Origin of the sequence: Actinocorallia aurantiaca, from assembly GCF_039533685.1 — a bacterium.
Lineage (GTDB): Bacteria > Actinomycetota > Actinomycetes > Streptosporangiales > Streptosporangiaceae > Actinocorallia > Actinocorallia aurantiaca.
Map to the genome: position 1 here is coordinate 10,431 of NZ_BAAATZ010000008.1, position 15,281 is coordinate 25,711.

Below are 15,281 nucleotides of genomic sequence, written 5' to 3' on the forward strand. Positions count from 1 at the left end.
CCCCCCTTCTTCGCGTCCGGGCCCGGCGTGCCGCGGCGCCTCAGGGGCGGGCGCGGGCCAGGTCCGCGATGAGCTTGGCCGAGTACTCGGGGGTGTGGGCGGCCACGCAGAGGTGCTCCATGGCCTGGAGGTGGACGTCCACCTCCTCGATCTTCTCGTGGTGGGTGGAGCCGGCCAGGGACTGCACGTAGGCGATGTCGCCCAGCTCCGCCTGGGGGAAGCGCAGGAGGGTGAAGCCGCCGGACTGGGCGGGGTGCTCGCCCGCCGAGAAGGGCAGGACCTGGAGCGTCACGCCCTTCAGGGTCAGCAGGTGCCTCAGCTGGTCGCGGTGGGTTCCCGGGTCCCCGACGGTGCGGTGCAGCACCGCCTCGTCCAGGACCGCCCACAGGCGGGGGCCGCCGGGCCGGAAGAACGCGCGCTGGCGGCGCAGGGTGATCTCGACGTGGCGGTCGAGCTCCTCGTGGCCGCCCCGGGAGCGGGCCGACGCCAGGAGCGCCCGGGCGTACTCCTCGGTCTGCAGCAGCTCGGGGATGAACTGGACACTGTAGGAGCGCAGCCGGGAGGCGGCCTCCTCCAGGCCCAGGTAGGTGGCGAGCCAGGACGGGAGCAGGTCGTTGTAGGCCTGCCACCAGCCGGGTTTGTTGGCCTCGGCCGCCAGATTCATGATCTCGGTGATCTGGGCGTCGTCGGTGACGCCGTACAGGGCGAGGAGGTCCTGGACGTCCCGGGTCTTGGAGCCGACCCTGCCCAGCTCCAGGCGGCTGATCTTGGATTCCGAGGCGCGGATGGCGTAGCCGGCCTCGGCGCGCGAGATGCCCCGGTCCTCTCTCAGCCTGCGCAGCTGAGAGCCCAGTTGCATCCGGCCGGTCATCGAGCCGGAACTCATCGGTATCAGCGCCCTCCCGCCCATTGCACGTGCAGCTGCACGAGCCCGGCAAGCGTAGCGAACAGGATGTGATCGAGTCCACGGGACCGGTATTCGTCTGCCATTCGTTATCACAGAGGAGCCGCGCAATGACTATGCCTGTTTGACTGTTAAGTCACTCACTTCATAGTTTTACCGCCCGTTTGTAGGAAACAACTGGGGCACATGATGAACTGGATTTGACTCCTGTCCCCAACGGCCGCAGACGGTGCGGAGGAGGGCCGATGACCACCATGGAGAAGGCGAGGACCTCTGATCGCTACGAACGCGAGGTCCTGCCACTGGCCGATCCCCTCTACGCCAGCGCCGTACGCATGACGCGCAACAGCGCCGACGCCGAGGATCTCGTTCAGGAGACCCTCACCAAGGCGTACGTGAACTTCCACCAGTTCCAGGAGGGCACGAACCTGAAGGCCTGGCTGCACCGCATCCTCACCAACAACTTCATCAACGCCTACCGCAAGAGGCAGCGCGAGCCTCAGCGCACCGGCTCCGACGAGCTGGAGGAGTGGCAGCTGGCGCAGACCGAGTCGGCCATCGCCGGGCTGCGGTCGGCCGAGCACGAGGCCCTGGACCACATCCCGGACGACGACGTCGTGGCCGCCCTGCGCGCCCTGCCCGAGGAGTTCCGCAACGCCGTCTACCTCGCGGACGTCGAGGGCTACGCCTACAAGGAGATCGCCGAGATGATGGGCACCCCCATCGGCACGGTGATGTCCCGCCTGCACCGCGGCCGCAAGCAGCTGCGCGAGGCGCTCTCCGGGCACCGGACGCGGATTCCGGCGGCCCGCGCCGCTTGATCGATTTTCCGGAGCAGCCCACCGCCCATGAAATATGGGGGAGGTGGGCTTCTTCGTAAGATTTTGCTATCTACCCCTTTATGCCCGATTTACCCGTAAGATCCTCCTCAAGATCTTGTGAGAAGAGAGGCTCCGGCCACCATCGCCGGAGCCTCTCTCACGTTCCGAGGAGGAACACATGCGCCGTCGCGCCCTGGTCATGGCCACGGTGACGATGCTCTCGCTGGCGGTCTTCACCCCCGCCTCGACGGCCCTTCCCAGCGAGTCGGCCCGGCAGGACCCGACCCAGCGGATCGCCGCACAGAACATCAAGTGGAAGCCCTGCTTCCAGAAGAGCCCCGATCCGGACCAGCCGGAGTACGCGCGCCTGGAGTGCGCCTCCCTCAAGGCCCCGCTCGACTGGAAGAAGCCGAACGGCAAGAAGATCACCCTGGCGATCAGCCGCCTCAAGGCGCGCCAGCAGGCCAAGGGCGTGGTCTTCACCAATCCCGGCGGCCCCGGCGTCGGCGGCCTGCTCCTGCCCCTGTCCTTCATCAGCGCCGACCGCGCCCAGCTGCTCGACACCATGGACATCATCGGCATCGACGTCCGCGGCACCGGCTACAGCACCCAGGCGTCCTGCAAGGACGTCTACGGCCCGTACCTCGAGGCGCGCAACCGCAGCGCGGCCAACACCAAGCGCCTGCTCGCCCTGGGCAAGAAGTTCGCGAAGTCCTGCCAGAACAGCGGCAACAAGAAGCTCCCCTCCAAGTACGTGACGACGGCGCAGACCGTCTACGACCTGGAATGGATCCGCCGCAACCTCAAGACCTCCGACGGCAAGAAGGTCAAGAAGATCCACTGGGTCGGCTACTCCGCCGGCACCTGGCTCGGCGCCTACTACGCCCGCAAGTGGCCCAAGGCCACCGGACGGTTCGTCCTCGACTCCGTCGTCAACTTCGCCTCCACCTGGCGGGTCTCCGACGACGCGCAGCCGAAGGCCTTCCAGAAGCGGTTCGAGCAGTTCGCCCGCTGGGCCGCCAAGTACAACGCCGTCTTCGGGCTCGGCGGCTCGCAGAAGGCCGTCATCAACCGGTACGAGCAGATCCGCAAGGCCATCTCCAAGAAGGGCCGGATCGCGATCGCCTATGAGGACGGCTCCAAGGAGTACATGTACCCCTCCTCGTTCGACAGCTACATCATCTCGGGGCTCTACTCCAAGACGAACTTCCCGGGCCTCGCCGCGGACCTGAACTACTTCAGCGCGCGCACGCTCCAGGCGCCGGCACGCGTCCAGCCCAAGGCCCTCTCCCGGGCTCACGACCCCACCGCGGGCGAGGACCCGACGTACGTCGGCATCACCTGCAACGACACCGCGTTCGGACGCAGCCCGGCCAAGCACGCCGCTCTCACCAAGAAGAACGGCGCCCGCTACCCGCTGGCCGGTTACGCCCAGATCACCAACCCCTGCGCGCACTGGAAGAAGACCCCCGGACAGCTCAAGCTGCCCCGTCCCGCCGGACGCGGCCTGCCCAAGCTGCTCCTGGTCCAGTCCGTGGGCGACCCGGCCACCCCCTACGGCCAGGCCGTCAACGCGCACAAGGCGTACAAGAACTCGCGTCTGCTCACGGTCAAGAACGAGGGCGACCACGCCATCTACGCCACCGGCAACGGCTGCGTGGACAAGGCCGTCGAGCGCTACCTGATCAACGGCGCCTTCCCCAAGCGCGACGGCTCCTGCCAGGGAACGCCGCTCCCGACCCTCATCGAGGTCGACGCCCGCGCGCCCCAGCCGCAGTCCAGCCCCCTGGAGCTGCTGTACGAGCTCAACCGGCTGGTCGGCAAGAGCTGACCCGCTCCTTCTCCTGAGAGGGCCCTTCGGGGCCCTCTCTTCTCTTTTCAGAACTTCATGAAAGACGTGTACATGCGCCGTCGCGCCCTGATCACGGCCACGGTGATGCTGCTCTCCCTCGCGGCTTTCACCCCGGCCTCGTCCGCCCTCTCCCCCGGGCCTGAGCGGCAGGACCCCACCCAGCGGGTCGCCGCACAGAAACTCAAGTGGACGCCCTGCTTCAAACGGAAGGTGGACGCCTCGTACCGGCGCCTGCAGTGCGCCGACATCAAGGTCCCCCTCGACTGGAAGAAGCCGAACGGCAAGAAGATCACCCTGGCGATCAGCCGCCTCAAGGCCCGCAAGAAGCCCAAGGGCGTGGTGTTCACCAATCCCGGCGGCCCCGGAGCCCCCGGCTGGTCGCTTCCTCTGGTCTTCGTCGACGCGAACCGCACCCGGCTGCTCGACACCATGGACATCATCGGCATCGACGTCCGCGGCACCGGCTACAGCACCCAGGCGTCGTGCAGGAAAGTCTCCGGCTCCCTCATCAAGGACACGCGCAACCGCAGTGCGGCCAACATCGAGCACCTGCTCGCCCTGGGCGAGAAGTTCGCGAAGTCCTGCCAGGACAGCGGCAGCAAGAAGCTCCCCTCCAAGTACGTGACGACGGCGCAGACCGTCTACGACCTGGAATGGATCCGCCGCAACCTCAAGACCTCCGACGGCAAGAAGGTCAAGAAGATCCACTGGGTCGGCTACTCCGCCGGCACCTGGCTCGGCGCCTACTACGCCCGCAAGTGGCCCAAGGCCACCGGACGGTTCGTCCTCGACTCCGTGACCGACTTCAGCGGCACCTGGCAGGCCGACTTCGACCGCCAGGCCAAGGGCTTCCAGGATCGTTTCCACCAGTTCGCCCGCTGGGCCGCCAGGCATGACGGCGAGTTCGCCCTCGGCACGTCCCAGAAGGCGGTCGTCGCGAAGTACGAGGAGATCCGGGCGGGCATCGTCGAACAGGGCTGGACCGAACTCGAGTACTACGACGGCGGCACCGTGAACCTCTACCCGTCCGGTCTCGACTCGACGATCATGGGCGCCCTCTACTCCAAGTACGACTTCTCGGACCTGGGGTACTTCCTGGCGGCCCTGTCCGCCTCCGCCGGTCAAGGCGCCAGGAAGCGGCCGCCCGCCGGGCTCGCCCAGGATCCGGACGCGGGCTACTCCCCCACCTTCGACAACATCGTGTGCAACGACACTCCGAACACGCGCGGCCCCTCAGCGCTCGTCGCCTACACCGAGAAGACCGGAGCGAAGTACCCGCTGACCGGCTACGACCGGATCACCGACCCCTGCGCGCACTGGAAGAAGACTCCCGGACAGCTCAAGCTGCCCCGTCCCGCCGGACGCGGCCTGCCCAGGCTGCTCATGATCCAGTCGGTGCTCGACCCCGCCACCCCGTACAGCGGGGCGGTGAAGGCGCACAAGGCGTACGGGAACTCCCGCCTGATCACCGTCAAGAACGAGGGCGACCACGCCATCTACGCGGGTGACAACCTCTGCGTCGACACCCTCGTGGAGAAGTACCTCATCGACGGCGTGTACCCGAAGAAGGACAGGACCTGTGCGGGGATCGCGCCCCCCGCTCCCCGGGGCGAGGGGATGCGCGCGCGGGACCGCGCGGTCAACCCGCTCCTGCGCGTCAGGGAGCTGGCCGGGCTGCGTTTCGGCTGATCCCGCGCGAACCCGCAGAAAGACGGAACGTGAGAGGGGGCCCGCGCCGCGGGCCCCCTCTCACGTTCCGGAGGTCAGTAGGACTTGCCGAAGATCACGCGCTTGCCGTAGGCCGAGGGCTCGCCGCACTTCACGCAGACGCCGGAGTCGGGCTCGCCCGCCGCCGGGATACAGCGCGGGGTGGCCGCCGTCTCGGCCTTGATCTCGTCCTCGCAGGCCGTGCGGCCGCAGTGCAGGGCCAGCGCCCAGCCCTGGGCCACCTGGGCCGTGAAGGCCTCCCAGGAGTCCACGGGGGCGGTGCGGGAGTCGCGGAACTCCTCGGCGCGGCGCAGCAGGAACGCCTGGAAGTCCTCCAGGATGCCGGGGACGCGGGCGGCGACCTCGTCGAACGGGATCGCCTCCTTGCCCTGGCCCTCCTCGGTGGGCAGGCGCCGGGCGAGGGTGACGACGCCGTTGTCGATGTCGCGCATGCCCAGTTCCAGGCGGATCGGGACGCCGCGCATCTCCCAGTCGTTGAACTTGAAGCCCGGCGAGAGCTGGGGCCGCTTGTCGTCGACGTGGACGCGCACGCCCGCCGCCTTCAGCTCGGCGGCGACCTCGTGCGCCTTGGCGGCGGTGGTCTCGGCCTGCTCCTTGCGGCCGAGCGGGACGATCACCACCTGGTAGGGGGCGAGCCTCGGCGGCAGCACCAGGCCCTTGTCGTCGCCGTGCGTCATGATCACGCCGCCGATCATGCGGGTGCTCATGCCCCAGGACGTGGTGTGCGCCAGGACGAGCTCGCCGTCGGCGTCCTGGTAGTCGATCTCGAAGGCCTTGGCGAAGTTGGTGCCGAGGTAGTGCGACGTGCCGGCCTGCAGGGCGCGGCCGTCGCGCATCATGCCCTCGATCGTGTACGTGCGCACCGCGCCCGCGAACCGCTCTCCGGGGGTCTTCTCGCCCGGGACGACGGGCATCGCGGCGAGGTCCCGCGCGACCTTCTCGTAGGCGTCCAGCGCCCAGAGGGTCTCGCGCATGGCGTCTTCCTCGTCGGCGTGCGCGGTGTGGCCCTCCTGCCAGAGGAACTCGGTGGTGCGCAGGAACATGCGCGGGCGCATCTCCCAGCGCACGACGTTGGCCCACTGGTTGAGCAGCAGCGGCAGGTCGCGGTGTGAGTCGATCCACTTGGCCATGTACTCGCCGATGACCGTCTCGGAGGTGGGCCGCACGACCAGCGGCTCCTCCAGCTCCTTGCCCCCGGCGTGGGTGACCACGGCCAGCTCCGGCGAGAAGCCCTCGACGTGCTGGGCCTCGCGCTTGAGGTAGGACTCCGGGATGAACATCGGGAAGCAGGCGTTCTCGTGCCCGGCGTCCTTGATCCTGCCGTCCAGGTCGGCCTGGATCAGCTCCCAGACCCGGTACCCGTAGGGGCGGATCACCATGGTGCCGCGCACCGGGCCGCGGTCGACGAGCTGCGCCTTGATGACGAGCTCGTTGTACCAGGCGGAGAAATCTTCAGACTGCGGAGTTACACCTTCTCGACTCACGCGCCAAAGGCTACCGCCCGCTGGGGTGCCGAGGCGGTCCTGCGGGCATGACCATCGGGATGAATGGTTTCATGTGCCCGGGGAACCTGGTTCCTCCTATTCCCCGATAAACCTACCTTCATAGTAGGGTATTGCTCGGGGGCGCGCTTCCGAAGAGAGATCGATTAGGAACGGATCACATGTCGATGAATGTCCCATGCGCGGCTGTACCTGCAATAGGCTCAGCGCCATGAGTCACCCGGAACGGCCCGGAAGCGGCCCGGCCGGCAGTCTCACCGTACCCCCCGCACCCCAAGGGAAGTCCGGCGAGTCACTGGCTGCCTTCGCCGCTCGTCACGGCCTGACCCAGAGTTCCGCCCGGCCCCCGCTCGGGCAGTACATCAGAAAAGTCTGGGACCGTCGGCATTTCATCTGGACGTTCGCCTCCTCCAAACGGGCGGCGATGTACACCTCGTCCAAGCTGGGCCAGATCTGGCAGGTACTCACCCCGTTGCTCAACGCGGGTGTCTACTTCGTGATCTTCGGACTGCTGCTGGAACTGCACAAGGGGATCGACGACTACGTGCCCTGGCTGATCACCGGGGTCTTCGTCTTCACCTTCACCCAGCGCTCGGTCACCACCAGCGCCAAGGCGGTCGGCGGGCACCTGTCCCTGGTGCGCGCGCTGCACTTCCCCCGGGCCTCCCTGCCGCTGGCCTACACGGCGGTGGAGCTCCAGCAGCTGCTGATCTCCCTGGTCGTGCTGGTGGCCCTGGTCCTGGCCTGCGGGGTCGCCCCCGCCGCCACCTGGCTGCTGCTGGTGCCCGTGATCCTGCTCCAGCTGATGTTCAACGTCGGGCTGAGCATGATCGTGGCCCGGCTCGGCGCGTTCACCCGGGACATCACCCAGCTCCTGCCGTTCGTACTGCGCACCTGGCTCTACGTGTCCGGTGTGATCTTCCCGGTCGCCAGCCTGGCCAACCGGTCGGAGACCGTGCGGGACAACCCCTGGATCATGAACCTGATGGAGGCCAACCCGGGGTTCGTCTACGTCGAACTCGCCCGGCAGGCCATGATCCCCTCGTACGTGGCGCAGAACGACCCGCAGGTCGCCATGGCCAACCCCTCGCTGCTGTGGATGTACGCCGGCGCGTGGGCGCTCGTCGTCTTCGTCGGCGGCTTCTACTGGTTCTACCGGGCCGAAGAGAGGTACGGACGTGGCTGAGATCCAGGAGCAGGCCCGTCCCGTGGCGCCGCCCCCCGTCGTCATCGACTACACCCGTCAGCCCATCGTCGTCGTCGACGACCTCCACATCGTCTACAAGGTGTACGGCGCAGCCAGGGAGAAGAGCTCGGGCGCGACCGCCCTGGCCCGCGTCCTGCGCCGCAAGGACCGGCCGCAGACCACCACGGTCCACGCGGTCAAGGGCGTGTCGTTCGTCGCCTACAAGGGCGACGCCATCGGCGTCATCGGCACCAACGGCTCGGGCAAGTCCACCCTGCTGAAGGCGATCGCCGGGCTGCTGCCCCCGCACACCGGCGGGGTCTACACCGACGGCCAGCCCTCCCTGCTGGGCGTCGGCGCCGCGCTGATGAAGGACCTCACCGGCGAACGCAACATCGTCCTGGGCTGCCTGGCCGTCGGCATGACCCCCGAGGAGGTCAAGGCCAAGTACCAGAGCATCGTCCAGTTCGCGGGCCTGCGGAAGGGCTTCATCAAGTACCCGATGCGCACCTACTCCTCGGGCATGGGAGCCAGGCTGCGCTTCGCGATCGCCTCGGCCCGCACCCACGACGTGCTGCTCATCGACGAGGCGCTGGCCACCGGCGACGCCAAGTTCCGCAAGCGCAGCAAGGCCAAGATCGAGCAGCTGCGCAAGGACGCCGGTGCGGTCTTCCTCGTCGCCCACCAGCTCGACGTGGTCGAGGAGACCTGCAACCGGGTCCTGTGGCTGGACGACGGCAGGCTCGTCATGGACGGCGAACCGAAAGAAGTGATCGCCGCCTACAACGAGGCGATCAACAAGTGAGTCGTTAGATCATTAGAGTGGCCTCCATCACCCGTCGGTCGATGGAGGCTTTTCTATGCCCGCACCTCTTCCGTACGACTTCCTGCCGGAGGTCCCCTCGTTCACCCTGACCAGCGAGGACGTGTCCGACGGCGGCACGCTCTCGCAGGCCCAGGTGTTCGACGGCTGGGGCCACTCCGGAGGGAACGTCTCCCCGCAGCTCGCCTGGTCGGGGTTCCCGCCGGAGACGCAGAGCTTCGCCGTCACCGTCTACGATCCGGACGCGCCCACCGGCAGCGGGTTCTGGCACTGGCTGCTGTGGGACGTCCCGGCGCACGTGACGGAACTCCCGTCGGGGATCGGCGTCGGCGACCCGGTCGGCGTCCAGGGCCGCAACGACTACGGCGACAACGCCTTCGGCGGGGCCGGCCCGCCTCCCGGAGAGCCCCACCGCTACGTGTTCGCCGTGCACGCCCTGGACGTCCCGTCCCTCGGGGTGCCGGCCGACGCGCCCGCCGCGCAGGCCGGCTTCAACATCACCGGGCACACGATCGCCCGCGCCTACCTGGTCGCCACCTACGGCGTCTGACGGGCTCCGGCCGGAGTTCACGGGCGCCCGTCCCGACCCGATGCGGTCAGCTGTTCACCCCGGGACGCGCGCCCGTGAACCTTCCTCTTCCGACCCGGCTGCAAGGTGACGAAACAGGTCACCACACCATGCACCGCGCCGCTATCAATCCGCTATCGGCCGGCGCCCGCCTGCCCCCGTCCCGCCAAGGCAGGACGGGGCTCGGGTCAAAAACCGGGAAACCCGCCCGGCGTCGCGTGTGGTCCGCACCACCGCAGGTGACGTTCAGTGCGTGAAGAACAAGAAGATTCTCGTCGCCTCCATCGCCGCCGCGATCGTCGCGGGCCTGGGCGTCGCCGTCGCGGTGGTCCTGATGCGCGGCGAAGGAGTGCGGTACGAGACCCAGACCGCGCTGCTGAAATCCCTTCCCGCCGCGGCCAAGGCCGAGCTGAGTTCACGCGGCAAGCGCCTGGCCCGGCCCCTGATCTGCCAGAGTATGCCGGAGGCCACCCGGGACAAGTTCCTGGTGCGCTGTACCGGGGCCACCGTCGACAAGCAGCCCGTCCAGGTGTTCGGCACCACGCTGACCGCGCGCAAGGCCGAGTACTACACGATCCTGGTGGCCGGCGAGCCTCTGGTGAAGAACGCCCGCTGCCTCGGGGCAGACTGCAAGGGCGACTAGCCGTCAGGAGAAGGAGATCCGTTGCTGCCGGTGGTGCTGGACTGCATGGGGGGCGACCACGCGCCACGGGAGGCGGTGGCGGGCGCGGTCGGCGCGGTGCGCGACCACGACGTCCCGCTCATCCTGGTCGGTCCGGCCCGGCGGCTGCGGACCCTCCTGGCCGAGCACGACGCGGCCGGGAAGATCCCCATCGTGCACACCGACCAGGCGCTGGAGATGGGCGAGGGCGCGCTGGCGTCCTGGCGCAAGCCCCGCTCCACGGTGGCGATCGCGTGCGAGCTGATCAAGCACGGCAAGGCCGGGGCGATGGTCTCGGCGGGCTCGACCGCGGGCGTGGTCGCCACCTCGGCGGTGCGGCTCAAGGGCCAGCACGGCATCATGCGCCCGGCGATCGCGGTCACCCTCCCGACCCTGCCGCTGCCGACGGTCCTGCTGGACGCGGGCGCGACCGCCGACGCCAAGCCCGAGATGCTGCTGCAGTTCGCGATGCTCGGCACCGCCTACGCCCAGATCCTGCTGGGCGTCCCCCGGCCCCGGGTGGGGCTGCTGAGCATCGGGTCGGAGGCGGGCAAGGGCAACAAGCTGGTGAAGAAGGCGCACGAGCTGCTCGCCGCGTCCTCGCTGGAGTTCGTCGGCAACCTCGAAGGGCATGACCTGCTGCGCGGCCGGGCCGAGGTGATCGTCACCGACGGGTTCACCGGCAACGTCGCGCTGAAGACGATCGAGGGCACCCTGCGGGTCGGCGCCGCCGAGCTCCGCCAGGCGCTGACGGCCAGCCGCACCGCCAAGCTCGGCGCGGCCCTGCAGCGCAAGGAGCTGGGGGCGCTGTCGGAGCGGTTCGACAGCGAGACCTACGGGGGCGGGGTGCTGCTGGGGCTGAACGGCGCCGTGGTCATCGCGCACGGCTCCTCCCGGGCCCGGGGCGTCTCCGCGGCCTGCAAGCTCGCCTACGACCTGTCCAGGGGCAAGCTCGTCGACCGGGTGAAGGAGCAGCTGGGATCCTCGTCCAAACCGTCGATCTTCGCCCGCAGGCCGCACGCGGAGACCGCCGGAGGCGTCACCCCCGGCTGACCCCCGAGGAAGGTCCGCCCGGGCGTCCCCGTGGCACTGAGCGCCGGGAGGGGTCCCGGGGTTCCGGCGGGGCTGTGGATAACGAGTCGAGCAGGGACGACACGACCGATAGCCTTGGAACATGTCCGATCCACAACTCGTGCTCGCCGCCCGGGTCCAGGCCGCGATCGTCGCCGCTTTCGGCGCCGAGTTCGCCGGCACCGACCCGGTCATCCGGCCGTCCCAGTTCGCCGACCTGCAGGCCAACGTGGCCCTGCCGCTGTCGAAGAAGCTGCGACGCCCCCCGCGGGACGTGGCTCAGGACCTCGTGGACCGGCTCGACGTCGAGGGCATCTGCTCCGGGATCGAGGTCTCCGGTCCCGGATTCCTCAACCTCACCCTCGCCGACGGGTGGATCGCCCGGCAGGCCTCCGCCCTGCTCGCCGGCGAGGTGCGGGTGGGCGGCCCGGTGACCGACCGGCCGCTGACCCTCCCGGTCGACTACTCGGCGCCCAACGTCGCCAAGGAGATGCACGTCGGCCACCTGCGCACCACCGTGGTGGGGGACGCCTTCGCCCGCACCGCGGAGTTCCGCGGCCACGACGTGATCCGGCAGAACCACATCGGCGACTGGGGCACCCCCTTCGGCATGCTCATCGAGCACCTGCTGGAGATCGGCGAGGAGGAGGCCCACCGGGAGCTGACGAGCGACCCGAACGCCTTCTACCAGGCCGCGCGGGCCAAGTTCGAGGCCAGCGAGAAGGGCGAGGGGCACGGCGACTTCGCCACCCGGGCCCGCAGGCGGGTGGTCTCGCTGCAGTCCGGCGACGCCGACACGCTGGCCGTCTGGCGGCGCCTGGTCGACCTGTCCAAGCTGTACTTCAACAAGATCTACAGCGAGCTGGACGTCACGCTCACCGACGACGACCTCGCCGGTGAGAGCACCTACAACGACGCGCTCGCCGCCGTCTGCGACGAACTGCAGGAGAAGGGCCTGGCGGTCGTCGACGACGGCGCGCTGTGCGTCTTCCTCGAGGGCTACACCGGCCGCGAGGGCAAGCCCCTGCCTCTGATCATCCGCAAGAGCGACGGCGGTTACGGCTACGCCACCACCGACCTGGCCGCGCTGCGGCACCGGGCGCTGGACCTGCACGCCGACCGGGTGGTCTACGTGGTCGGCGTCCCGCAGGCGCTGCACTTCAAGATGATCTACGAGACCGCGCGCAAGGCGGGCTGGCTGGAGCACACCGAGCCGTTCCACGCCGGCATCGGCAACGTGCTGGGCACCGACGGCAGGATCCTGCGCACCCGCTCCGGCCAGCCGGTCCGGCTGGCCTCGCTGATCTCCGAGGCGGTCGAGCGGGCCGAGAAGATCATCGATGAGCGCGGCTACGACGCCGAGACCAGGGCCGAGATCGCGCGGGCCGTGGGCGTCGGCGCGATCAAGTACGCCGACCTGTCCGTGGCGCGCGACAGCGAGTACGTCTTCGACCTCGACCGCATGGTCGCGCTCAACGGCAACACCGGCCCGTATCTGCAGTACGCCGCGGCCCGGATCCGGTCGATCTTCCGGATGGCCGGCGTCGACCCCGCCGACGCCGCCGGGCCGATCCTCATCACCCATCCGGCGGAGCGGGCCCTGGTGCTGAAGCTGCTGAGCTTCGGCGCGGCGATCGACGCGCTGATCGACGACGTGGCCCCGCACAAGCTCGCCTCCTACCTGTACGAGGTCGCCGACGCCCTCACCGGCTTCTACGAGAACTGCCCGGTGGTCAAGGGCTCGGACGGCCCGGTGCCCGACGAGATCCGCGCCCCCCGGCTGGCGATCTGCGCGCTGGCGCTGGACACCCTGGTCACCGGTCTGGGCGTGCTGGGCATCCGGGTTCCCGAACGGATGTGAGCCGCGGCCCCTTTCGGGGCCACCGCCGGTCCACCCCGTGGGGACCGCCCGGCGACGGCCTGTTCCCCGATCATCGGCAAGATCGGGGAACAGGCCCTAGAATCGCTTGAACCCCCCGGACGCTGTAGGCGACCTGGGGGGTGTGGTGTTCGAAGGCTGGTCCATCCGGACCCGGCTGACCGTGATCGCCACCTCGGTCATAGCCGTGCTGTGCCTGGGCACCTCGGTCCTTGCGCTGGTCGCGGTCCGCAGCCAGGCGCTGAACTACCAGGTCGAGCGCACCACCACCGCGGCGCTGAAGATCGTGCGCGACGTCAAGCGCGACGCCCTGCCCCAGCAGATCCCGCAGGCCGACGAGCTGGCCTGGCTCGACGGCATCCAGGTGATCGACGCGCGGGGCCGGACCGTCGCGGGGACGGGGAACCTGGGATCCGCCCCCCGGATCTCCACGATGATCCCGCCGGAGGACAACACCCGGGCCGCGCGGATCGACTGCACGCTGCCCGCGTTCCCCGACTGCGAGATCGTCGTCGTGTTCCGGGTGTACGAGCCGGAGGGCGACTGGTTCGTCTACGCCTTCGCGCCCGACATCCCCTGGTACATCGACGCGCGGTTCTTCTCCCTGCTGCTCCTGGCCTGCGCGCTCCTCACCGGCCTCACCGCGGTCGGCACCGCCCGCACCGTCTCCCGGGCCCTCAAACCCGTCAACGACATCCGCAGGGAGGCCATGCGGATCGCGCTGAGGACCAGCGGCGACGACTCCAGGCGCCGGATCGCGCTGCCCCGGCACGACGACGAACTGCGGGCCCTGGCCATCTCGGCCAACGAGGCGCTCGACCGGCTGGACGAGTCCCTGCGCAAGGAGCGGGAGTTCACCTCCAACGCCTCCCACGACCTGCGCTCCCCGATCACCGCGATGCGCGCCGAGCTGGACGCGGCCATGATGTACCCGGACGAGACCGACTGGCCCGTCACGGCCGAGAAGCTGTCGGGCAGCCTGGACCGGCTCCAGGCCCTGGTGGACGACCTGCTCGAACTCGCCCGTCTGGACTCGGGCTCGTCGGCGCGCGGCAAGCGGGTGGACCTGGCCGAGCTGGTGCGGACGGAGATCGAGCGGCGGCCCGAGGACCCCCGGGTCACGGTCGAGGCCGAGCCCGCCGAGGTGCTCTGCAACCCCGTGCACCTCAGCCGGCTGGTCAACAACCTGCTCGACAACGCGGAGCGGCACTGCGAGAAGACCATCGACGTGCGGGTGCGGCCCGAGGAGGACCAGGCGGTCCTGGAGGTCTACAACGACGGGGACGGCATCCCGCCCCACATGCGGGAGGCGGTCTTCGACCGGTTCACCCGGCTGGACGCCTCCCGCAGCAAGGACACCGGCGGCACCGGGCTGGGCCTGGCGATCGTCCGGGAGATCGCCAACACCCACCGGGGCGACGTGCGGGTCGCCGACAGCCCGACGGGCGCCAGGTTCATCGTCCGCTTCCCCCTCGCCCGCTGAACCTCTTCTTCGCGGGCTTGCGGACGTAGACGGGGGTGCCGACCTTGGCGAACCGGTAGACCTTCTTGGCCAGGTGCATGGGGATGCGGACGCACCCGTGGGAGGCCTTGCGCCTGGGTACGGTCAGCGATCCGTGCAGGGCGACGCCCCCGCGGAAGAAGGCCGGGTAGTACATGGCGCCCAGCCTGCCGGTGTGCCAGCCCTTGATCCTGCGGGTGACCCGGAAGTTCCCCACCGGGGTGCGGGCGAAGCCGCACATCCCCCGCTCGCAGTAGGAGGTGTCGGCGCCGGTGGAGACATGGGTGACCAGCACCGGCCGGTGGTGCTTCCACACGACGAGCAGCCTGCGGCGGAGGTCGATCTCGATCCTGCGGCCCGGCGCCCGGCGGACCAGGGGCCGGATCCGTACGGGGGCGAACAGCGCGTCCCGGGTGCGCTCGTCCGCCTTCATGACGGGCTTGAGCCCGTTGACCTTCTGGAACGCCCAGACCGCGGCCGCGGTCTCGTCGCCGTAGTAGCCGTTGACGGACCCCGGAGAGTATCCCCACCGCCTCAGGTGCTCCTGCAGGATCTGGACGTCCTGGTTGTAGTCCTTGTAGCGCACCGTGCGGGTGAGAGCGGGCAGCAGTTCGTTCTTCGCGGCGGTGGGAGCGGACCGGTCCGCCCCGGCCGGGCCGGGCAGAAGGGTCAGCAGGACGGTCATGGAACCGGTGGCGGCGAATGCGAGGCGCATGGTTGCGCACGGTAGTCTCCCGTCCTCCGGACGGACCGCCGTGACCTGCGGTATCGGCGAACGATTACCC

13 protein-coding genes are annotated in these 15,281 nt (G+C 69.4%); 10 read left to right on the forward strand and 3 right to left on the reverse strand.

Annotated elements, in window-relative coordinates:
• Positions 1-40 precede the first annotated feature (40 nt).
• Positions 41-886 (reverse strand): helix-turn-helix domain-containing protein, encoded by an 846-nt coding sequence (locus tag ABD327_RS12185; RefSeq protein WP_344450429.1) that lies wholly within the window; start codon positions 884-886, stop codon positions 41-43.
• Positions 887-1,149: 263 nt separating this feature from the next.
• Between ABD327_RS12185 and ABD327_RS12190 the strand changes: the two genes are divergently transcribed.
• From ABD327_RS12190 to ABD327_RS12200, 3 genes are all read left to right on the forward strand, one after another.
• Positions 1,150-1,725, forward strand: a complete 576-nt coding sequence (locus ABD327_RS12190) for a sigma-70 family RNA polymerase sigma factor (protein ID WP_425547097.1) — start codon at positions 1,150-1,152, stop codon at positions 1,723-1,725.
• Positions 1,726-1,903: 178 nt separating this feature from the next.
• Positions 1,904-3,556 carry an alpha/beta hydrolase gene (locus ABD327_RS12195; protein WP_344450430.1) on the forward strand — a complete coding sequence of 551 codons (1,653 nt, stop codon included), beginning with the start codon at positions 1,904-1,906 and terminating at the stop codon, positions 3,554-3,556.
• 57 nt (positions 3,557-3,613) lie between these two features.
• Positions 3,614-5,266, forward strand: coding sequence for an alpha/beta hydrolase (locus tag ABD327_RS12200; protein ID WP_344450431.1), 1,653 nt, complete (start codon positions 3,614-3,616; stop codon positions 5,264-5,266).
• A 74-nt stretch (positions 5,267-5,340) separates the two neighbouring features.
• On the opposite strand, the gene proS is transcribed toward ABD327_RS12200, so the two are convergent.
• The gene (gene proS, locus ABD327_RS12205) at positions 5,341-6,789 is read right to left on the reverse strand and encodes a proline--tRNA ligase (protein WP_344450432.1); all 1,449 of its coding nucleotides are present in this window, start codon (positions 6,787-6,789) and stop codon (positions 5,341-5,343) included.
• A gap of 229 nt (positions 6,790-7,018) precedes the next feature.
• Here proS and ABD327_RS12210 point away from each other — a divergent pair, with 229 nt between their 5' ends.
• From ABD327_RS12210 to ABD327_RS12240, 7 genes are all read left to right on the forward strand, one after another.
• The gene (locus ABD327_RS12210) at positions 7,019-7,993 is read left to right on the forward strand and encodes an ABC transporter permease (RefSeq protein ID WP_344450433.1); all 975 of its coding nucleotides are present in this window, start codon (positions 7,019-7,021) and stop codon (positions 7,991-7,993) included.
• The gene (locus ABD327_RS12215) at positions 7,986-8,798 is read left to right on the forward strand and encodes an ABC transporter ATP-binding protein (RefSeq protein WP_425547099.1); all 813 of its coding nucleotides are present in this window, start codon (positions 7,986-7,988) and stop codon (positions 8,796-8,798) included. The genes ABD327_RS12210 and ABD327_RS12215 overlap by 8 nt, the downstream gene beginning before the upstream one ends.
• 55 nt (positions 8,799-8,853) lie before the next feature.
• On the forward strand, positions 8,854-9,366 hold the full coding sequence (locus ABD327_RS12220; RefSeq protein ID WP_344450434.1) for a YbhB/YbcL family Raf kinase inhibitor-like protein: 513 nt from the start codon (positions 8,854-8,856) through the stop codon (positions 9,364-9,366).
• Between the two features lie 271 nt (positions 9,367-9,637).
• Positions 9,638-10,027, forward strand: a complete 390-nt coding sequence (locus ABD327_RS12225; RefSeq protein ID WP_344450435.1) for a hypothetical protein — start codon at positions 9,638-9,640, stop codon at positions 10,025-10,027.
• A gap of 30 nt (positions 10,028-10,057) precedes the next feature.
• Positions 10,058-11,098, forward strand: coding sequence for a phosphate acyltransferase PlsX (gene plsX, locus ABD327_RS12230; protein ID WP_425547104.1), 1,041 nt, complete (start codon positions 10,058-10,060; stop codon positions 11,096-11,098).
• Positions 11,099-11,219: 121 nt separating this feature from the next.
• Positions 11,220-12,977 carry an arginine--tRNA ligase gene (gene argS / locus ABD327_RS12235; protein WP_344450437.1) on the forward strand — a complete coding sequence of 586 codons (1,758 nt, stop codon included), beginning with the start codon at positions 11,220-11,222 and terminating at the stop codon, positions 12,975-12,977.
• Positions 12,978-13,083: 106 nt separating this feature from the next.
• Positions 13,084-14,478, forward strand: coding sequence for a sensor histidine kinase (locus tag ABD327_RS12240; RefSeq protein WP_344450438.1), 1,395 nt, complete (start codon positions 13,084-13,086; stop codon positions 14,476-14,478).
• On the opposite strand, the gene ABD327_RS12245 is transcribed toward ABD327_RS12240, so the two are convergent.
• Positions 14,450-15,211: a L,D-transpeptidase family protein gene (locus ABD327_RS12245; protein ID WP_344450439.1), complete on the reverse strand. Its 762-nt coding sequence runs from the start codon at positions 15,209-15,211 to the stop codon at positions 14,450-14,452. The two genes, ABD327_RS12240 and ABD327_RS12245, sit on opposite strands and share 29 nt — an antisense overlap.
• Positions 15,212-15,281: the final 70 nt, after the last annotated feature.

Coding starts and splice junctions, on each gene's coding strand:
- ABD327_RS12185 (WP_344450429.1), bottom strand. CDS start 886: ATGAGTTCCGGCTCGATGACCGGCCGGATGCAACTGGGCTCTCAGCTG.
- ABD327_RS12190 (WP_425547097.1), top strand. CDS start 1,150: ATGACCACCATGGAGAAGGCGAGGACCTCTGATCGCTACGAACGCGAG.
- ABD327_RS12195 (WP_344450430.1), top strand. CDS start 1,904: ATGCGCCGTCGCGCCCTGGTCATGGCCACGGTGACGATGCTCTCGCTG.
- ABD327_RS12200 (WP_344450431.1), top strand. CDS start 3,614: ATGAAAGACGTGTACATGCGCCGTCGCGCCCTGATCACGGCCACGGTG.
- ABD327_RS12210 (WP_344450433.1), top strand. CDS start 7,019: ATGAGTCACCCGGAACGGCCCGGAAGCGGCCCGGCCGGCAGTCTCACC.
- ABD327_RS12220 (WP_344450434.1), top strand. CDS start 8,854: ATGCCCGCACCTCTTCCGTACGACTTCCTGCCGGAGGTCCCCTCGTTC.
- argS (WP_344450437.1), top strand. CDS start 11,220: ATGTCCGATCCACAACTCGTGCTCGCCGCCCGGGTCCAGGCCGCGATC.
- ABD327_RS12245 (WP_344450439.1), bottom strand. CDS start 15,211: ATGCGCCTCGCATTCGCCGCCACCGGTTCCATGACCGTCCTGCTGACC.